At 37.5% G+C, this 19,003-nt stretch carries 15 protein-coding genes and 12 tRNA genes (1 of these 27 cut by a window edge); 3 read left to right on the top strand and 24 right to left on the bottom strand.

Going from position 1 to position 19,003, the window contains the following annotated elements; translation table 11 throughout:
* Position 1: 1 nt before the first annotated feature.
* Positions 2-232: a hypothetical protein gene (locus IGI79_RS05060; RefSeq protein WP_019723486.1), complete on the bottom strand. Its 231-nt coding sequence runs from the start codon at positions 230-232 to the stop codon at positions 2-4.
* Positions 229-636, bottom strand: coding sequence for a hypothetical protein (locus IGI79_RS05055; protein ID WP_195273970.1), 408 nt, complete (start codon positions 634-636; stop codon positions 229-231). Before IGI79_RS05055 ends, IGI79_RS05060 begins: the two co-directional genes overlap by 4 nt.
* 464 nt (positions 637-1,100) lie before the next feature.
* Between IGI79_RS05055 and IGI79_RS05050 the strand changes: the two genes are divergently transcribed.
* Positions 1,101-2,321 (top strand): MFS transporter, encoded by a 1,221-nt coding sequence (locus IGI79_RS05050; protein ID WP_019724159.1) that lies wholly within the window; start codon positions 1,101-1,103, stop codon positions 2,319-2,321.
* Positions 2,322-2,438: 117 nt separating this feature from the next.
* Here the strand turns inward: IGI79_RS05050 and IGI79_RS05045 are convergent, their stop codons facing one another.
* The 7 genes from IGI79_RS05045 to IGI79_RS05015 form a co-directional block, all read right to left on the bottom strand.
* A complete protein-coding gene (locus tag IGI79_RS05045; protein WP_019724158.1) occupies positions 2,439-3,101 on the bottom strand; it encodes a DUF624 domain-containing protein in 663 nt (220 codons plus the stop codon).
* A 12-nt stretch (positions 3,102-3,113) separates the two neighbouring features.
* Positions 3,114-3,950 carry a carbohydrate ABC transporter permease gene (locus IGI79_RS05040; RefSeq protein WP_019724157.1) on the bottom strand — a complete coding sequence of 279 codons (837 nt, stop codon included), beginning with the start codon at positions 3,948-3,950 and terminating at the stop codon, positions 3,114-3,116.
* A gap of 13 nt (positions 3,951-3,963) precedes the next feature.
* A complete protein-coding gene (locus IGI79_RS05035) occupies positions 3,964-4,860 on the bottom strand; it encodes a carbohydrate ABC transporter permease (RefSeq protein WP_065095643.1) in 897 nt (298 codons plus the stop codon).
* 219 nt (positions 4,861-5,079) lie between these two features.
* On the bottom strand, positions 5,080-6,345 hold the full coding sequence (locus tag IGI79_RS05030) for an ABC transporter substrate-binding protein (protein WP_066025600.1): 1,266 nt from the start codon (positions 6,343-6,345) through the stop codon (positions 5,080-5,082).
* A gap of 35 nt (positions 6,346-6,380) precedes the next feature.
* Positions 6,381-7,514, bottom strand: coding sequence for a glycoside hydrolase family 88 protein (locus tag IGI79_RS05025; protein ID WP_195273976.1), 1,134 nt, complete (start codon positions 7,512-7,514; stop codon positions 6,381-6,383).
* 11 nt (positions 7,515-7,525) lie between these two features.
* Entirely contained in the window at positions 7,526-9,313 is a 1,788-nt protein-coding gene (locus IGI79_RS05020) for a DUF2264 domain-containing protein (RefSeq protein WP_019724531.1), read from the bottom strand.
* Complete coding sequence (locus IGI79_RS05015; protein ID WP_196768990.1) at positions 9,222-9,527, bottom strand: hypothetical protein; 306 nt, start codon at positions 9,525-9,527, stop codon at positions 9,222-9,224. The genes IGI79_RS05020 and IGI79_RS05015 overlap by 92 nt, the downstream gene beginning before the upstream one ends.
* A 331-nt stretch (positions 9,528-9,858) precedes the next feature.
* On the opposite strand from IGI79_RS05015, the gene IGI79_RS05010 reads away from it, so the two are divergent.
* Positions 9,859-10,914 carry a LacI family DNA-binding transcriptional regulator gene (locus tag IGI79_RS05010; RefSeq protein ID WP_019724308.1) on the top strand — a complete coding sequence of 352 codons (1,056 nt, stop codon included), beginning with the start codon at positions 9,859-9,861 and terminating at the stop codon, positions 10,912-10,914.
* A gap of 181 nt (positions 10,915-11,095) precedes the next feature.
* Here IGI79_RS05010 and IGI79_RS05005 read toward each other — a convergent pair whose 3' ends face one another.
* Both IGI79_RS05005 and IGI79_RS05000 read right to left on the bottom strand, forming a co-directional pair.
* Complete coding sequence (locus IGI79_RS05005; RefSeq protein WP_019724309.1) at positions 11,096-12,769, bottom strand: heparinase II/III family protein; 1,674 nt, start codon at positions 12,767-12,769, stop codon at positions 11,096-11,098.
* A 3-nt stretch (positions 12,770-12,772) separates the two neighbouring features.
* Entirely contained in the window at positions 12,773-13,621 is an 849-nt protein-coding gene (locus IGI79_RS05000) for a discoidin domain-containing protein (RefSeq protein WP_335884557.1), read from the bottom strand.
* A 595-nt stretch (positions 13,622-14,216) separates the two neighbouring features.
* Between IGI79_RS05000 and IGI79_RS04995 the strand changes: the two genes are divergently transcribed.
* Complete coding sequence (locus IGI79_RS04995) at positions 14,217-15,728, top strand: helix-turn-helix domain-containing protein (RefSeq protein WP_195273980.1); 1,512 nt, start codon at positions 14,217-14,219, stop codon at positions 15,726-15,728.
* A gap of 417 nt (positions 15,729-16,145) precedes the next feature.
* On the opposite strand, the gene IGI79_RS04990 is transcribed toward IGI79_RS04995, so the two are convergent.
* From IGI79_RS04990 to IGI79_RS04930, 13 genes are all read right to left on the bottom strand, one after another.
* Positions 16,146-17,153 carry a hypothetical protein gene (locus IGI79_RS04990; RefSeq protein WP_430608345.1) on the bottom strand — a complete coding sequence of 336 codons (1,008 nt, stop codon included), beginning with the start codon at positions 17,151-17,153 and terminating at the stop codon, positions 16,146-16,148.
* A 738-nt stretch (positions 17,154-17,891) separates the two neighbouring features.
* A tRNA-Leu gene (locus tag IGI79_RS04985) sits at positions 17,892-17,975 on the bottom strand.
* A gap of 17 nt (positions 17,976-17,992) precedes the next feature.
* Positions 17,993-18,064: transfer RNA gene (locus IGI79_RS04980), tRNA-Gln, on the bottom strand.
* Positions 18,065-18,073: 9 nt separating this feature from the next.
* Positions 18,074-18,146 (bottom strand) — tRNA-His (locus tag IGI79_RS04975).
* Between the two features lie 64 nt (positions 18,147-18,210).
* A tRNA-Leu gene (locus tag IGI79_RS04970) sits at positions 18,211-18,294 on the bottom strand.
* 16 nt (positions 18,295-18,310) lie between these two features.
* Positions 18,311-18,381, bottom strand: a tRNA-Cys gene (locus IGI79_RS04965).
* A gap of 38 nt (positions 18,382-18,419) precedes the next feature.
* A tRNA-Gln gene (locus tag IGI79_RS04960) sits at positions 18,420-18,491 on the bottom strand.
* Between the two features lie 10 nt (positions 18,492-18,501).
* Positions 18,502-18,574: transfer RNA gene (locus IGI79_RS04955), tRNA-His, on the bottom strand.
* A 2-nt stretch (positions 18,575-18,576) separates the two neighbouring features.
* Positions 18,577-18,650 (bottom strand) — tRNA-Trp (locus IGI79_RS04950).
* Between the two features lie 6 nt (positions 18,651-18,656).
* Positions 18,657-18,737, bottom strand: a tRNA-Tyr gene (locus IGI79_RS04945).
* 1 nt (position 18,738) lies between these two features.
* Positions 18,739-18,814 (bottom strand) — tRNA-Phe (locus tag IGI79_RS04940).
* 43 nt (positions 18,815-18,857) lie between these two features.
* Positions 18,858-18,930: transfer RNA gene (locus IGI79_RS04935), tRNA-Asp, on the bottom strand.
* 9 nt (positions 18,931-18,939) lie between these two features.
* A tRNA-Val gene (locus IGI79_RS04930) sits at positions 18,940-19,003 on the bottom strand (it continues 9 nt past the right edge of the window).

The raw sequence follows: 19,003 nt of genomic DNA, 5'->3' as shown, positions 1-19,003 counted from the left end.
CTTATATATTTGTTCCTGCATAACAAATCACTACTCGGGAAGTATCAACATTCCCTTTTTCATCCAGTGGACCGACTGCCATAGCTTGCATGCCATCTGAACCAGAGTTCTCTTGAATCTTTAAAATTTTATATTTTTTATCTATTTTAAAAATAGTTCCCTCTGTCATATCTGAATCATATTTCTTATCATCATTTGGATCTAACCGATATACTTTATCACTAAATGTCATAGTTTACCCTCCATATTATTTGAGAATACGATATGGATCGGTTCTTTTGTGATCCCTTCTTTTTGAACATTTACATTATTGATAATATATGAACCAATTTCATTTCTCTCTTTCCAAAAAGAAAAAGAAAATGAGTCCCGTTCCCCTTTTTTATTTTTGATTGTTACAAATAGGGTGTATGACCCTGTCATTTCATTTTTAGCAGAACCTTCAAATTTAACCTCTGCAATATCCACAAATGTATTTTTCAAAGCTTGAACCGACTGTTTCTCTACTGCTAACAATTCTTGCGCTTTTCTTTCTTCTCTCTTATCGATGTATACTTTCCCGCCGATTCCAATCATTACCAAACTGATCAGCACTGCTATACCTATTACAAGTCGTTTGTTTATTTGTTTTCTCATCTATTCCTCTTTTCCTTTCAAAAACAAAGTTTCGCTTCTCTATTTAATAGATACGTCAAATACAATCAAAAAACGAAAAACTTGAGAACATCCTACAAACAATTTATCAGCTATCCCCCACCAGATAACATCGTTATTTAATATCTGTTTATTTTTATGTAAATCCAAATTCAATACGATTGATTCATCTTTATATTAGAAGTTTTAATTTCACCACTAAATCTTAGAACGATTGATTATGTCACTCATCCTATCATTTTTACATTGTTATTTATTACATTCCTAATAAAAGATCTTTTTAGTATCATAATCGTTTGCATGAGTACTTCCCTCCTATTTATTCTTTACAATTTTTTTTAAATATGATAAATTCGTTTCAGCAATTAGGACACATTCTCCGAAAAACCCTTTTGGGCATATAAATTGTTAAGCACATGATTTATATAAAAAGGGAGAGAATACAAATGTCAAAAACTATTTATGATGAAAAGAATTGGAAAACGAACATAGCATACTTACTAACTTCGCAAGCCATCTCAATGATCGGAACGATGTTGGTACAGTATGCTATTATTTGGCATGTCACATTATCAACACAATCAGGAACGATGGTTGGTTTAATGAGCGCTCTTGGCATCTTGCCAATGATCGTGGTCATGCCTTTTGCGGGAGCACTTGCTGATCATTACAACCGAAAAAAAATCGCTATTTTATCTGATAGTTGCGTTGCGCTTGCTTCTTTGTTCATGGTGATTTTATTGATGATAAACAAAGAAATGGAGCATAATCTTTTCTTATTATTAGGACTGATATTCATTCGCTCTGTAGGTCAAGGATTTCAAACACCTGCTGTCTCTTCGCTCATTCCACAAATTGGCAAAGAAAAGCACTTAGTACGGATCAACGGAATCGATCAGACGATCCAAGCAGTGATGATGTTAGCAAGTCCAGCATTAGCAGCGACATTACTGACCGTTTTACCTTTAGAGATGATATTGATGATCGACTTTGTGACAGCAGTTATCGGTGTGACTATGCTGTTTTTCCGAGTAACAATTCCCCCATTGAAATCTCTAGAAACAAATAAAGTAAACGTGTTAGAAGAAATAAAATCAGGGATCAGTTACCTACGTACTCATACTATCCTGCTTGCATTGATCATCGCTGGTTTTATGGGCAGTGTGTTTTCTACACCTGCTGCAAATTTAGCGCCTTTACAAATCACTCGTAATTTTCATGACGGGTTGTGGCAGCTATCGGCCATTGAGATTGGTTTTGCTTCTGGGATGTTAGTTGGAGGATCTGTGATGAGTACATGGGGAGGCTTTAAAAATAAAATCCATACGATTGCACTGGGCTATTCATTGTTGGTCATCCCTTTTATTTTGTTAGGTGTGGCATCAAATTTCTGGCTGTATTTCGCCATGATGATAGCAATTGGTTTTGTTGTACCCATTTCACGTACTGCAATGGTTTCGTTCTTTCAAGCAAAAACGGATAACGAACATATGGGCCGAATCATGAGTCTAGTCACGATGGCGATCAGTAGTGCTTCTCCAGCTACGATGTTGATACTGGGACCATTATCTGATATAGTTTCAATCGATTGGATAATGATTGGAAGCGGACTACTACTGATGCCACTTATCCTATGGCTAGTAGTCGGAAAAAACTTTCGATGCTAATATCGATTGACCTTTTCCGTTTTTCTTCAAACCACGGATAAATCAATAGCCCCCCAAAGTCAGATTTTGATCGAACTTTGAGGAGCTACTTCTCTTTTCAATTTTTTTCTTCAATAGCTATTGATTTAGCTTTCGATATGTCTGCTTGCAGTTAAGATAAACTAAACCTAAAAATAAATTTGGTGTGAGCAAGAAGCCAAACTGTGGTTTAACGACCATCACGATTAGCAAAAGAACCAACAAAACAGCGTTCAATAGACTAATGTACCATTTTTTCAATACATAATATAGTGATACATGGTAGATTTTTCGTATGGAGATCTTCGGATTCTTTACTTGGAGATAAAAGTTATTGATTATCAGGCTAATCGCCAAAATGATCAATAAGAAAAAGAAAGGAATGAGCCATTTTCCGATTGGTTGGTGCATGAAAAAAAGGATATCGACAAAAGAAATCACGATCACGAGATAGCCTGGACCACCTAAGTACATACTTTTTTTCCACAACGAGCGATACAGTTGAAAAAAAGTTTTGATTGGGACTTCGTTTTCTTGGATTCCCTCGACGAACCAGGCAAAAGTTGTCATGGTGGCAGGTAAGAAAAAAAGGATACTGCCTAAGAAAAAGAGACTATTTCTGATATCGATCGCAGTAGTTATTACGACCAAAAAAAATGGAAGATTCACAAGTAATAAGCATAGATTGCCCGCAAGAAAACAATATGCTAAACGAAACAGTTTCATGTAAACATTCGTTTCAAATGTTTGTTTTTTAAACATAGTCTTTCCTTTCTATCCTTTGACCCCAGAAGAAGCAATACCTTCAACAAAATATTTTTGCATGGCTAAAAAGACGATCGCAACTGGTAAAACAGACAACACAGATGCTGCCATGATCAAGGCATATTCCGTATCATACAATCCGACGAACATTTTTAATCCTAATTGGATCGTTTTATTTTCTGTAGATGACAGATAAATAAAAGGTCCCATGTAGTCATTCCATGTATTAACAAAAGTGATGATCGTCAAACTAGCCAAAGCTGGTTTAGTCAATGGTAAGATGATCCTGCGATAGATGCCCCATTCGGATAATCCATCAATTCTTGCACTTTCGCAAAGTGAATCGGGAATACTACTATAGTATTGTTTCAATAAAAATACCCCAAATGCACTAAATGCTTGTAACAAAATCAAAGAAAGTAACGTATCAGATAATCCTAATTGCCGCATCATGATAAATTGTGGGATCATATAGGATTGCCAGGGAACAGCGATCGTACCGATATATGCAAGAAAAAGGAGGTTTCTTCCTTTAAAATGCATTTTAGAGAAACCATAAGCAGCAAAACTTGATGTAAATAACTGGATCAACGTGATCACGATACTTAAAATGGCTGTATTTTTGAAAAAGGTCAATAATGGAATGCGTGTCCAAATGACCGAATAGTTTTCTGGATGCCAGGTTTTAGGTATCCATTGGATCGGAACCGAAAAGACATCATTGTTCGCTTTGAATGACGCAGAGATCATCCAGATAAAAGGGATCAAAGTGAGCAGTGAAAAAATTAGAAGTAACGTAAATACTAAAATTTTATGAAATGATTTTTTTTCTGATCGATTATTCATCCGTTCTCCTCCTTTACACTTTCTCTCGGATCTGATTCCATTTAAACTGGATGACTGTAATCACAAGGACGATGACAAACAAGACCATAGCAATCGCGGAAGCATAGCCGAAATTGAATTTTACGAACGCTTCACTATAAACTTGATAAACTAACACATTGGTCGCACGCCCCGGTCCTCCATCAGTCATCACTTGAACAAGGTCAAAAATCTTGAAGCAATTGATAACCAACATGATCGTCACAAAAAAGGTTGTTGGGCGCAATGCAGGCACGGTGATGTGGATGAATTGTTTCCATTTATTTGCACCATCCATTGCAGCTGCTTCGTACAATTCTTTCGAGATCCCTTGTAAGCCAGCTAAGTATAAAATCATGTAGTATCCCATTCCTCGCCAGACACTAACGATAATGATCGCTGTCAATGCCCAATCTGAACTAGACAACCAACCAGGGGGATTTTCGATAACCACACGTAAAAACTGGTTGATTGGTCCCATAGTAGGATGGAACAACATACTCCACACCACTGCGATTGCTACTAATGATGTGACATACGGAAAGAAAAAAGCTGTCCGAAAAAATTTGACTCCTTTGATTTTCTGATTCAATAAAATGGCCAAGCCCAATGAACATATCAATGTCAACGGAACCACACCGATCGTATACAAAAAGGTGTTTTTAAGAGAGATCCAAAATGTATCATCCGATAACATGCGAGTGAAATTTTGCAGACCAACAAATTCGGGTGTACTAAAGGAATCCCATTTCATAAAGGCTAAAATCAATGAAAAAACAACAGGTACTAAAGTAAAAATCAAAAATCCAATAAAATTTGGCGCAATAAATGACCAAGCAATCAACGTATTTTTACGTTTTAGTTTACGTGAAGCTGACTTCGTTACTTCCATAGCTTGATGTCAAAAAAACCAATTGGTTCTTTTAACGCTCCCCCTTTCATTAAAGGCAATAACAGGTATTCCTGTTAGCTATACACTGAAGGCGCAGAGAAAGCTCCTTCAGCATATAGTTGACAAGATAGCGGAGGAAAATCATTTATCCCCCTTATTTATTTGATATGAAAATGAAAGAAATCTTACACCTTCAAGACAAAATTGCCACACACCTTTTTATTCACTTTCTTGTTTTACTCGTTTTTCCATATTACCAATTGCTTCTTTTGGTGTTTCGTCTCCTACTAAAATCAGTTCATGTTCTTCTTGTAAAATCTTATCGATAGCTGGTCCGTTTTCATCCACTGGAAACTCAATAGCGATCTTCTCCGGATTGAAAGCTGTTTGTGAGACTTCGTCATTTGGCATTCCGTTGCGGCTAAAGTACAACTCATTGATCGCATCTGTTCGATAAGAAGGTACTACACCTACTTCTGCTAATACTTTAGCTCCCGCTTCACCCGAACAAAAATCAAGGAATTTTTGCGCTAGTTCTTGTTCTTTCGAGTTCTTATTGATTGCAAAGGCTGTTGGTGACCCAAATGTTTGGATTTCCTTTCCTTTTTCATTTTGTGGCATTTGAGAAATCCCCCATTCCACATCTGTTGTTCCAGCATCGATATTAGTCAACAAAGCGCCCATGTACCAAGAACCCATATACATCATGGCTGCCTTGGAGTTTTCAAATTGAGATTGATAGGTCACATTCGTCGACTTGGCCGTACCAAAATCCATCTGTGCTTGGTCTTCTTGCATCCGCAATACACGGTCATAGTACTCACCTAAAAATCCATAATCTGGCTCCACCAGATTTTTATTATTTTGCGCAGCAGCAATCGCTTGAACAGTCGAACGCCACGTATGTTGGTATGCACCGTATACTTGCTCTTCTGGTTTTGAAAGTTCTTTCGCTAATTCTTCGTATTCTTCCCAAGTCAGATTATCTGGATAAGGCAATCCTGCCTCATCAAATAACTTTTTATTATAATAAAGCACCCAAAAGTCTGTACGATACGGTTGCGCATAGGTTTTTCCATCAATATCATACATCTCGTAGCTTTCCATGGCAGGGTCTGTGTCTAAATCTTTGATGTGGGAAGACAGATCGACTAATTGATCTCTTAATGCATAGTTGGAATAAGACAAGAGATTTTTCATCGTCAACACGTCTGTCGAATCTCCGCTAGCTAACATCGTGGTCAATTTCGTATCATAATCATCTGAAGCAATATCTACTGGTTTCACTGTTACCCCAGGATTTTCCTTTTCAAATGCCCGAAAAAGTTTGTCAAATTCTGGCGTAGTGTCATAATTCCATGTACTGACTGTCAACACCGTTCCGTCCGTTTGATCTTGTGCTTGGTTTTCATTTCCGCAGGCTCCCAACCATAGCCCCCCACTAACAAGTAATCCAGCAACTAAACTTTTTTTCCAAAACTTCATATTCCAATTCCCTCCATTTCTTTCATCTTAGTTTTTTACCAGTAACTGTACCAAACTTTTTTCAGTCTTATCAGGGCTTCTACATAGTAGTAATCCCCCCAGATCATGCACTCCTTCACTCCTTTATTTGATTTTTTGTCATAGACTCCTTCAAGTAACAAGCCGTTCGATTGTGGCGAATCCACACTTGTATAATCAGTTGATAACGTTTTCATAATTGCGATAGCAACAGTCTGATAATATTCTTTTTTCGGATCGCTTAATGGCAGTTGCTTCGCCAGTTCCAATAAACCACACACTGCGATTGCCGCAGCGGAAGTGTCTCTTTCTTCACCACTGCCATCATGAAATACTAAATCCCAATAACAGATAGTGTCTTCTGGTAAGCAGTTGATGAAATAGTCAGCCAGTTTTTTGGCTGTTTCTAAAAACGTGTAATCACCTGTATGATTATAACTCAGTGTAAAGCCATAGATTCCCCATGCTTGCCCACGCGCCCAACAAGAATCATCTGAAAACCCTTGTTGTGTCTTACCACCGATTGCTTTGCCAGTTTTCGGATCAAAATAATACGTATGATATGTCGTAAAATTATCACGAACGATGTAACGTTGTGTTTGTTTGGCATGGGCATAGGCAGCTTCTTTATAACTGCTCTCTCCCGTCATATTAGATGCAAAATACAGAAGCGGTAAGTTCATCAGACAATCGATGATCATACGCCCACGTTGGTGCTCATCCTTTAAATCTCCCCAAGCTTGAATGATCTGTGTATTAACGTCATAACGCTTCATCAGCCGATCCGCTGCTTGAATTGCTAATTCTTTTGAAGATTCCCGTCGGTTCACTTGATAATCAGCGACTGCTGAGAGTGTGTACAAAAAACCGATATCGTGCGTTTCAAGCGCAATGTCATTTTCAAGGCGTTGACGAAAAGATACCAATTGTTTTTCGATCGTTGCATCAACCGCTTGGTCATTCGTCAGTTCTTTTACTAGGAAGAGCATCCCTATCCAAAAACTAGCTGTCCAATCCGTGTTTTCCTCTGGAACGTAGACAAGGTCTACGCTCGCAGCAGGTGGTACGGTATCTTGAAAAAGTGTCAGATTTTTTTTGACTTTATTAGTTACAAAATCAATTTCATGTGTCAACCAATCAAATTGTGTCATTCCTACCTCCATTATCTAATCGTTAGTTCGATCGTTTGATTCTTTTGTTGGATCAGTAATTTTTGTCCTTTTTGCTCAATAACTGGCTGGATCACTGTTTCACCAGGTAAAGTCCCTGAAACAAGGGATACAAGCAAGTGTTTGCCTGAGGAGATCTCAGCTGAGACAAAAGGTAACATCGTACGTGGGTAAAAGAGATTCGTATTTGGTTCCGTTCGCACGACATCTGCTTTTTCATATCCGATGATTCCTTCGATCTTCGATGTTCCGATACTTGTTTTTGCTTCGATACTTAACGCATCTCCTTTTGGTAAAGTCTGTTCGAGAGGGACACTAAAACCTCCATCATGTGCTTGTATAGGAGCAGTTGTGTCAATTTCATGGACTCTGACGTGACAGTTTTCCAATGGAATGATCGTGGAATAGATTTTGACGTCTTCCCACGGAGACCATTCATGGATGATACGATCAGGTAGAACAGAAAAATCTAGGTCTAACCCTTTCGGACGGAAATAATGACCATCTTTTGCCAAAGCTAACGTACTGTCGTAAGCACCTTCGTAATACCAATAATCAGATTTTGGGACACTGAAACCGAAACGTGTCGAATAGACGAATTTACTATATTTGGCATGTGGGAAGCTTTGCTGATTGACAAACTGCCCAGCTGGGAAAGCTTGAAGATGCGTCAATGACTGATTGTATTGGTAAAAATTTTTACTTTCCGGCAACGCTAGCGTCTTTTCTTCAATTTGTAGTGGACATATTTCTGCTTGCCAATACGGATGATCATCAGGTACAGCCAATAAGAGAAAACTCTTCATTGCCCAATAAGGAGAACCCGGTCCGTTATACCCTTCTCCAAACACTAGATTTTGATAATGATATCCAACAGTTAGAAGCCCATCTGTCGAGAAAATCTCTTTATCCATCCAGTTTTCTAAATGACGACTAAGCAACCCTTTGATCTCACCCCAAGGGAGTGCTTCCACATCCGCGAACACCAAGGCACTGAAAAAGCTCGCTTGGGCAAAGCGGTATGTCAAGCTACGACCAAAAGGTAATGCTTCGCCATTAGCATCAAACCAATATTTAAATGTTTGAGCAAAAAGAACGGCCCGCTCTTTGATCCGTTTTGTGCGGACTGGATCTTCCTCTGCCATAAAATGGGCATATACTAAGCTGTAATAATGGATCGCAAATGAGACGTAGTAATCATATTGCGTATCTGCCCCATCAAAATACCAACCATTGTCATTGTAAAAATGCTCGATCACTTCAAAATCTTGATCGATTTGTTGCTGTGAATAGGATTTGCCACATTTTTTCAATGCGATATTCACCAAGATACGGAAAAAATACCAATTATTTTTAGGTATCTTACGCGAATTCACTGTGAATAACCATTCTGCCAAGTTCGTCTGTTCCATCGAAGTTAAACGTCCCCAGATTTTTTCAGGATTCAAAAGCAACGTCGTACTTATTGAAGCCATCTCGACAATCAACTGGTCATAGTCTGTTACTGTCCCCCAATACTCATCACTCTGTGGATCAGTCCCTGCAATGATTCCTTTCAGATAATCAGATGCTAATTCAGCATCATCTTCGTCGACCAGATAAGGACCAAATCCCCAGAGTGGTCGTAAAAATGCTTCAACTTCTCTTGTTGCCTCTGAATAGACGGTGCCATGTGTTCCTAGTTTTAATTTACCCGATTGATTTTTGTAATAAGGACGTAACGGTGCCATTAACTGGCGAAAATTTTCTTGCCATTGTTTTTTTGTACGAAATTGTTGCATGTATATTCTCCCTTTCAATTAAAAATCCTTTGATAAACCCATAATATTCTCCGTAAACGATCACTTCATCGCCCACATTGATTGATGCTGCTTGTTCATTGAATACTTGGTAATCACTGGAACCACTTCTTAGAATAAAGCGATCGCCTTTTTCTATTTGTTCTTGACCATCTGATCGTATAATTTTTCCTTCGATTTTTACCCACTGATGCAATGGAACCTCTGCTGACTGATATTCTTTTTCAGTAAAAACATGCGCCTTTTGCTGGATTTCTTCTTTGATTTGATTTTCAAAAGCCTTCTCTTGTTGTCGGCTATTTGTTTGACATCCTGTACAAAAACTAACGATAAAAATGAATTGTAATCCGAAGAGAAATCGTTTGATTTGGCTCCCCTCCTAATGAAATCGTTTTCTTTTACTAAATTTTACCTAAAATTAGTAAAAAGTCAACATTTTTTTGGTAAAAAAATAAACATTTTTACTTGCCTTTTTACTGAAATTACCTATACTATAATTAATAAAGTCTATTATCCGGAGGTAGCTTATGGCGACGATCACCGACATCGCAAAGGAAGCAGGCGTATCGATTTCTACTGTTTCACGCGTTTTAAATTATGATGATACACTCTCAGCAACAGAAGAAACCAAACGTAAAGTTTTCGAAATTGCAGAAAAGCTGAACTACACTAAATATAAAAAGAAGGTAAAAAAAAATGGCAATTCCCACTCAGCAAATGAACTGTTGAAAAAAAAAGGTGTCCTTGGTTTGATTACTTGGCGCACGAGTGACGAAGAACTAGAAGATATTTATTATATGTCCATTCGTTTAGCTGCCGAAAAACGTGCAGTAGAACTTGGCTATCACGTCATTAACTTTTCCCAAAACGAACAACATCAAATCCAAACAGTCGATGGCATCTTAGCAATCGGTAAATTCACGCAAGAAAAAATTGATGAATTAAATACTACTGCGCCAAATCTATGCGTCGTCGGATCAAATTTTCCTTTTCACGATTATGACTGTGTCAATACTGATTTTGGTCAAGCCACTGAAGTCGCACTTACCCATCTCTTAGATTTAGGACATAAAAAGATTGCCTATATCGGTGCAGAAGAAAGTGCCAATCTCTACGGGTATCGAACCTACAAAACACCAACGACTAATACGTATATCGATATGATGAAACATCATCAGCTATTCGACGAAGATTATTTTTTCGTAAAAGAAAATAGTTCTCTTGACGTCAAAACGAGTGAATCACTGACAGAAAAAGCCTTAGCACAATGGCAAGACGATCTACCGACTGCCATTTTAGCCGCAAATGATGCTTTCGCTATCGGTATCATCCATACATTGAATGCTCATCAGATCCAAGTACCTAAACAGATCAGCGTGATGGGTATCAATGATTTATCGATTTCTCGCTACATCACGCCACCCCTTTCAACGGTCAGAGCTTATACAGAGGAAATGGGCGAAACAGGCATCAATCTTTTACACGAACGTATCCACTCCCCTGGTATTGCGAAACGAATCCTATTAGATACAGAATTAATCGTCCGTGGCTCAACTACCCCACCAAATAAAAAGAACTCATGATTGATAGATGAACTTCCGATAAATAAGCTAGAAAACCCGAATTTTTAAAACTTTGGGGTTTTCTAGCTTATTTACGAAGGAATTGCTTCTGAAACACCATTTATTCCCTTGCGAGGATGTGTGTGACACTACCTCATTCCATTAAACAAGGCCCACGCTTACCGCTGATAATCACGTGTCCTCATTTACTTTTGATCGCAATCTTGATCTGGATTGTTTCTTCTTTCAGCAACTGATAAGTCGCTTGGATCAGCGTAGCTTCATTTTTTTTGCCATAGTGATCGTAATAACTTTCTTTGATCAACTGCACAGGTTTTGAAAAATACATCTCACACTTTTCTTTTTCTCCTGTGATACATACCGTTTTCCCTATAACTTCCACTGGATTCGTCGTTATAAAATTTTCAATAACTAACTGATTTTCTGTTTCGAATGTAAATACATCACTCAGAACAAGTTGGCGTTTCGAACGATCCACTTCTATTGTCCGATCCATCTGGCGTAGTCCTATCTGCGAAGGATACGTGGAAGCCAATTCTGTCTTGAAGACTCCACCAGTTCGCGTTGATTGAAAACTCGTATGTTCTGCCGCAACAGCTCCAGGTAATTGGTAACTGTTCGCAACGATAGGAATGCTATGCCCAAGTGCGCTGTTCACTAAGAAAAGATAACGTGTTTTTTCATCAAAGTAATCTTTTGTATACTCTCCCGCTCCAAGATCAGTAAGAAATAAGTCTTCTCTCGTACCAAATACGAAATGACCAATATCCATATGATTATGGCTTTCATCATTTCGTCCTCCCTTTGCTGCAAACACCAAATTTTCTTTCGAAGATTGAAGAACGCCCCATGCTACATCCTCAAAATATTGAAGGACTTCTTTTTGATCATTCACAATATGTCTTTTTGACCAGAGTAAATTACGTAATAAAGGGGCAAAACGATAACAATGATCAAAATCTAAGTCATTGATTCTCACAACTTCGGGAATTGCGACATGGAACCTTTCCTGACAGAAACTCAATAATCCACTTGGTAACTCCGCTGGGTGGTAGTCGGAAAACGGTATAGCCTCTGTTTCAGCGAGCATCACATCATTAGGGAAAGCCGCGATTTTTTTCACTTTATCACCCAACAGATAGCGGTCATCATCATAAACTTGTTGGTACTTTTCTGCAAAATAAATATAATAACCAAATCCATATGCCCAATAGCTGACGCCTTCCTCACATGCGCCATCCATCCCAAAACTTCGTAAATAAGAGGCCATACAACGATCTACCTTCCTCAATATCTCCGCTTGTGATTCACCACCTTTTTCTTGTATATCCAAGGCAGCCATACCAATCGAACCACCTACAACCGCACTCCAATTGTTTTCAAATGATTCAAACGGCCATGTGTTTGTTACAAAAGGAACGAAGAGTCGTCGATCGACTTCCGACCGGATTCGAAACGTCAATAGTTCAGATAATTCTTTCTCAAACAACTTGACTATCTCTGCTAACATTTGTCCTGTCTCAGCTGCAAATAAATCAATCCATGTCGCGGAATCCACACGAAAGTGATTCGCTTCAATTGGTAAATGAGCTGGTAAACTCCAACTATACTCATTGCAGATCTCCCACAAAAATTGTTCTAACCCTTCAACTACTTCGGCTTCTTTTTTTTGCAATAAGGACAACGCCAAAACTGTGGCATGTTTACGTCTTGCAAAGTAAGCCTTCTCAAAAACCAATCGCTCTCCAGTCATCAAAAACTCTCTATACCCTGAGACTGGCAACTCAGGAACTACTTTATTCATAAGATACTCTTTTTTGGCTTCTGACAGTTGCTTCAAAAAGTATTTTTTCATTGCTTATCCTTTCATCGGCTGATCATTCATGCCCCACAATTCAATTTGCGTCAATGCAGGAAACGGCGATGGGTCATTCGCTTGAATAAGATCACAAAAGCGAATAGCTTTGGTCTTTCTTGCACTAAATGAAAAATATTGTGGTTGAGCTGTTTTTTTAGTCGCAAACGTTTCACTAGTTCCATCGTCAAACTGAATCGTCACATTCGTCCAGTAACTATCATGGGGAAAGTCTGCTCGCCATGTAAAACCAACTTTATCCAATTGGACCTCTCGACCAAAATCAATCGTCAAAGCTGCATCAGCTTGCTGATTGATGCCCCAAGATTGAAATGGGTATGAACCATGAGAATGATTCGCGTATACACCATCAATCGCATTACACGCAAAGAAAGTGGCATCATTTCTCGTTTCCACATTTGCACTCGCATGTGGATACGCACCAGTTTTTTCTTTTTGATCATGCGGATTCAACGCTAAATTACGATACATCTTCACTTCCTCTTCAGAAGCACAACGAACACTTAGATAATGTCGTCCCCCAGAAAAACGAGTCTCCGGTCTGGCTTTGATACGATTGGAATGAAATGATACTTCATAGGTCCATTTATTTCCCGGTAGATAGATCAGTGAACTTTCTAAAGTTTCATCTAGTTTGACCCATAGGTACCTCCCAGACTCATCCATTTCGACAACTATTTGATCTCCTTCTTGGTACTCAAATTTTCTCATAGACAAATGCACAAAATTTTCTGCTGTCACAACCAAATCTTTTTCTATTTCTTCTTCTCCTTGAAAACTTTTTCTTGGAACTCTTTCTTTATCATAAATCGCTAATGTTAACTTCGTCATTTCACTACCCCCTAGTGATCATTTTTATCTATTATAACGTGACTGGAAAGAAAAGAAAACGATTTATTTTACTAAATATTTAGTAATTTAATTTTCGTTATTTAGTTAGAAATACTATTTCCATTTCTAATAAATTCATATTCAAACTTGCTACTACTACTAAAACTCAGTGTTATCAACTGAATATCTCACTACATATTTATATCCATAAAATAAGTTTTTATTTAAAATTAAATTAGATTAAGCAAATAAATAACCTTATATTGCTAACTAATATTACGCAAAATCAATTATATTCATTATTAAATTTAAGCACAATGAGATTCAACATAACGTTTTATCTATTTAAAATAATATTTCATCTAATTCACAAATGAATTTCACCGCTTAAAAATAAGTTTTATCAAAGATAATGCCAAAAAAAGCCGAGGAAATCATCGCTCATCGACAATAGTTAAATAAAAATGTGAGAATAATGATAAAAAGATTGATTAAATTTTAAATAACTAATAAACTATTAGTAATAACTATATTTCATCTTCTAAAGTGTACTTATTATCAAATTCTACATTTGTCTTAAAGAAAGGTTTCTCTCATGAATAATTTACCTATGACATTACAATTAGATAATCAATTCAAACGACAGTATAACTTACTACAATTTATACGTACGCACCAAAGTAAGAATTTAACCCTTAGTGATCTATCACAAAAGTTAGGAACTTCAAAACCAACTTTACGAAAAGATATCGATATTATCAATCATTCCTTACCTACGATTGATTTTCAGATTACTTACAATGAACAAGGATTCTTACAAATAGATCCTCAAGAAATCTCTGTCGATTCAGTCATTACTATACTAGCTAAAGATACAACCATTTATCGTATGATGGATCTATTGCTTCATAACAAAACGTATAGTACAGAACAATTATCGGACTACTTGATGATCTCTCGTAGTTCAATTTTCAATATCATTCGTCATATGAATGAAGTACTGAAAGAGTATCGCATATCGATAGCAACCGGTCCGCTCACTTTTATTGGCAAAGAAGAAGATATTCGTTTTTTACTTTTTTCTTTTTATTCAAGCTTTGGTGATAGTCAAATCATCGATTCTGATAGCAATCATCATGCGCAATCAATTATCGCTCATGGTCGAAAAAGTGGGATAACTTTTCTACATTTTAGCCATTTTCGTTTTTCACTTTGGTTATCGATTGCTAAAGTTAGAGGGCAGTCTAAAAATTTTTGTCACTTTAACAATAACACCGTTGCTTTAGTCAAAAAAAATCGAGGCTATCAGCTGATTGAACATCTGATTGCCTCCTACTATTCTTCACTCTTCAAGCTAACGATTCCTGAATCAGAATCACTATGGCTGTATCTTGTCTTTTTACATTGTGTCTCTTATTCAAATTGGCAAGGATTAGATGAAGAACGCACCTACGCCTTTCGTTGTCAAGAAGGCGCAGTGGTAGTCGATGCAGTCCAACGTTTTTTATTACAGGTTTTTCCTAAACAGATGCTGGATAATGGTGCTTTAGATAAAATCGAAGCCTTCTTGATCAATACGAGATTACTCTCAAAGATGAGCCCGTCATATGAAATGACCTCTGTTGCTTTGATTGATTTAATGAAAGAAAAATACCCAGAGCTTTTTCACCTTTGGCTTCAGCATTTAGAGCGATTAAAAGTCCATCCGATGTTTGAGTTCACACATCTTGATCATTTAGCTGCTAGCCTGACCACGTTCCATGCAACGATTTTAAGGATCAACTCACAACAACCTCTGAGGGTCATCGTAGCACTACAAAGTTGCCCCTCGATGGACGATTATATTATTCAAGAAGCAGAATTACTCTTCTTGCGACAAATCTCAGTCAAATTTTTGATTGAACAACCAGTAACAAAAAAAGAAATCAATGATCATCAAGCCAACCTGATCATCTGCAACTATGATCTACATGTAAACGAAGATTTCCCGTGTCCAATTCACCGTTTGCCTAATATTCCTACACAAGACGATTGGACGCTTCTAATGGATCGAATCACTCATTTAAATTCAGCCACTTCCACAACAAACTATACAGGCTATTTTTAATCACTTAGATATTTATTTATAAAAAATACCCATTGAATTATTTTGAGATTTCAAATAATTCAATGGGTATTTTTCCTGGCGTATATTATCCGTTCGTATATATGTCTCAATACCGACAACGTTAAACAAAGAAAAAAGCACCAACGTATAGACTACGTTAGTGCCAAAATACCGGCGGCCGGGGTCGAACCGGCACGATCGTGAGAATACCAGATTGTGAATCTCACTCCTCTTTTTACTATAATTCGATCTGATAAAAATAAATAAGCCTATACTGACTTTTAGTCGATTTAAACAAGTTGTGGGTTAACCATCCTTATTATTTTAATTTAGATGATTGCTGCCCTCTTATCTTTATTGATAAGTTGGGGTAATTGATTTATTTCTTCAGCATAGATGAAGGGCCTAAAATGCGTTTCACTCTAGATCAATCGACGATTTTTTCTTTTTTCTATACAGCAGTATATATGGAACTATACAAGCTAATATATTTAACAAAAGGACACCTATCCGCTTTATTGCAATTAAATATAATGAAAAATAATGTAGACCTTCAGCTATAATCTCAAATAAAAGAGTAAAACCAGAATGAGTATACAAAAATGTGATCATCAAATTAAAACATAGAACAATCGTATAAACAACTAGTGAAGTGAGCTTGATCCATTTGTTGTGATTTCCTAAAAATAGTGTGCTTATAAATCCACCAATTATTGTTACAATTGTAGCAATTACCAGTATATTATCAACAAATTGTATATTACTATCATACTTAATTATATTTTCTATTGATAAGACTATCAGTAAGAATATTATTGGAACGGTCGAGTTAACTACAGCTATTTTCTGATAATCTAATCTATTTTTAGCCCGATTTTTAACTTTTAGAATTTTTATGTCTGTGAGCGTTCGATATAAACTAACAACTGTTCTCTCTTCATCAAGTATGTATATGTGGTTAGCCAAAATCATCAATATTACTGATAAAATATAATATATGATCAACAATCCGATAGTAATAAGCTTTAATGAAACATTTGCTGGGATTGAAGTGACGCCCGCCTCATCCAAATAGATAATATTTGGAGCAATACTTAGTACAATAATCCATAGTAGCAGTGTCCCAGTACTCATATTAAAAAGGAACATAGATTTTGAGTGGAAATTCCTTCGATAAGGTAATATTAGATTTAACCACGGCAATAAGAATACAAATAAATACAATCCGAATGACAAATAAACAATCCAAAAATATGCCCCACTCAATAAATAGAATTTAGCTACCTGAGCGGTTCCAAGAGCAAGAATAGCAGTTGAACCTAAAGCAACCACGATTCTCCAGCTTTTTTTAAGATTCATTTTTTTATGTATCCCATCAAGTACATCGTAGATATGTATTTTTGTAATAATATCATGTAGAACCATGGTAATGATCCATTGTACTGCAGTGATACATAGATAAATAATGGGAAAAAGCCACACTAAAACAAAAAAAATTTCATCATCTCCTTCATTAATATCCTTTCTTTATCTTGTATTTTAGTAATATTTAGCAATCAATTATACTCAGTTTTGAATAAATGAAAGAAAGTATACACCTAACTAAAATCACCAACAGGATACTCACTCTTAATAAGTATGAATAATCTATATCTATGATATTAAATCAATATCCATTGGTTGTAAACACCATAACATTTTGTAACCCTATTGATTAGACGAATGGTTCAAAATGACTATCTCTATATATAGATGATAGGATTTTACCTAACGTTTGAATCTATATATAACGTGCAACAGGTAATTGTCTTTTTCTATCTTTATAATAATGAGAGAAACTTCGAAAAATCAGCAATCATAAAAATATTTTTTCATCATTTCTTTTATTTCAGCTTCTGACATTGAAATAGGTGCGCTTCTTACTAAGATTTCTTGCCAAGCCGGATAGCTTTCTTCCTAACTCCCCTATAGAAGATGGGCGACTGCTACCAAATTAGCTTAAAAAGAAAAATAAGAGAAATTAATCAACACTATAAAGATTTCCTTTTCCTATTTCTATAATAGATAAAAAGTTGGGTATGACGTTACAACATAAGTACTAGCATTTTGACATAAAAAAAGAACCCTCTAATGTAAGATACACCTACATTAGGGGGATTATGATACCGGCGGCCGGGGTCGAACCGGCACGATCGTGAGATCACTGGATTTTGAGTCCAGCGCGTCTGCCAATTCCGCCACGCCGGCAAATAAATAGATAAAAACTGGGGTAGCTGGATTCGAACCAACGCATGAGGGAGTCAAAGTCCCTTGCCTTACCGCTTGGCTATACCCCAATAATAAAGGGCGAATGATGGGAATCGAACCCACGAGTGTCGGAGCCACAATCCGATGCGTTAACCACTTCGCCACATCCGCCATAATAAAACAATTTGTTATTTAATTTCCGAATAAAAAACTAAGATGTGGTCATCTTAGTTAATACCGGCGGCCGGGGTCGAACCGGCACGATCGTGAGATCACTGGATTTTGAGTCCAGCGCGTCTGCCAATTCCGCCACGCCGGCAATGTAATTAGTACTAAGGCGGTAACCGGATTTGAACCGGTGATGAAGGTTTTGCAGACCTCTGCCTTACCACTTGGCTATACCGCCATTATACTATTTTAAGCTATAAATTAATATTTATAGGACTGGGGTAGCTGGATTCGAACCAACGCATGAGGGAGTCAAAGTCCCTTGCCTTACCGCTTGGCTATACCCCAATGAAAAAAAGGCGAATGATGGGAATCGAACCCACGAATGTCGGAGCCACAATCCGATGCGTTAACCACTTCGCCACATCCGCCATGGCAGGGGCAGCAGGAATTGAACCCACACTAACGGTTTTGGAGACCGCTGTTCTACCTTTAAACTATGCCCCTATAAAATGGAGGAGAGTGGATTCGAACCACTGAACCCTAAGGAACGGATTTACAGTCCGTCGCGTTTAGCCACTTCGCTACTCCTCCATGGTGGCGCGGGACAGAATCGAACTGCCGACACACGGAGCTTCAATCCGTTGCTCTACCAACTGAGCTACCGCGCCATAAAGAATAAATTATTTATTTTTGTTAATTGAATAGAAATGACGGTCCCGACGGGAATCGAACCCGCGATCTCCTGCGTGACAGGCAGGCATGTTAACCCCTACACCACGGAACCAAATCATTATGGAGGTTAACGGGATCGAACCGCTGACCCTCTGCTTGTAAGGCAGATGCTCTCCCAGCTGAGC

This window comes from Enterococcus sp. AZ084 (assembly GCF_051714905.1).
Taxonomy (GTDB): domain Bacteria; phylum Bacillota; class Bacilli; order Lactobacillales; family Enterococcaceae; genus Enterococcus_B; species Enterococcus_B pernyi.
Note: the sequence above shows the minus strand (reverse complement) of the source record. Positions and strands in the feature narration are given on the sequence as shown.

What these genes read in the sequence shown, in the direction of transcription:
- IGI79_RS05060 (WP_019723486.1), bottom strand. Translation starts at nt 232, where the DNA reads ATGACATTTAGTGATAAAGTATATCGGTTAGATCCAAATGATGATAAG.
- IGI79_RS05055 (WP_195273970.1), bottom strand. Translation starts at nt 636, where the DNA reads ATGAGAAAACAAATAAACAAACGACTTGTAATAGGTATAGCAGTGCTG.
- IGI79_RS05050 (WP_019724159.1), top strand. Translation starts at nt 1,101, where the DNA reads ATGTCAAAAACTATTTATGATGAAAAGAATTGGAAAACGAACATAGCA.
- IGI79_RS05045 (WP_019724158.1), bottom strand. Translation starts at nt 3,101, where the DNA reads ATGTTTAAAAAACAAACATTTGAAACGAATGTTTACATGAAACTGTTT.
- IGI79_RS05040 (WP_019724157.1), bottom strand. Translation starts at nt 3,950, where the DNA reads ATGAATAATCGATCAGAAAAAAAATCATTTCATAAAATTTTAGTATTT.
- IGI79_RS05035 (WP_065095643.1), bottom strand. Translation starts at nt 4,860, where the DNA reads ATGGAAGTAACGAAGTCAGCTTCACGTAAACTAAAACGTAAAAATACG.
- IGI79_RS05030 (WP_066025600.1), bottom strand. Translation starts at nt 6,345, where the DNA reads ATGAAGTTTTGGAAAAAAAGTTTAGTTGCTGGATTACTTGTTAGTGGG.
- IGI79_RS05025 (WP_195273976.1), bottom strand. Translation starts at nt 7,514, where the DNA reads ATGACACAATTTGATTGGTTGACACATGAAATTGATTTTGTAACTAAT.
- IGI79_RS05020 (WP_019724531.1), bottom strand. Translation starts at nt 9,313, where the DNA reads ATGCAACAATTTCGTACAAAAAAACAATGGCAAGAAAATTTTCGCCAG.
- IGI79_RS05010 (WP_019724308.1), top strand. Translation starts at nt 9,859, where the DNA reads ATGGCGACGATCACCGACATCGCAAAGGAAGCAGGCGTATCGATTTCT.
- IGI79_RS05005 (WP_019724309.1), bottom strand. Translation starts at nt 12,769, where the DNA reads ATGAAAAAATACTTTTTGAAGCAACTGTCAGAAGCCAAAAAAGAGTAT.
- IGI79_RS05000 (WP_335884557.1), bottom strand. Translation starts at nt 13,621, where the DNA reads ATGACGAAGTTAACATTAGCGATTTATGATAAAGAAAGAGTTCCAAGA.
- IGI79_RS04995 (WP_195273980.1), top strand. Translation starts at nt 14,217, where the DNA reads ATGAATAATTTACCTATGACATTACAATTAGATAATCAATTCAAACGA.
- IGI79_RS04990 (WP_430608345.1), bottom strand. Translation starts at nt 17,153, where the DNA reads ATGGTTCTACATGATATTATTACAAAAATACATATCTACGATGTACTT.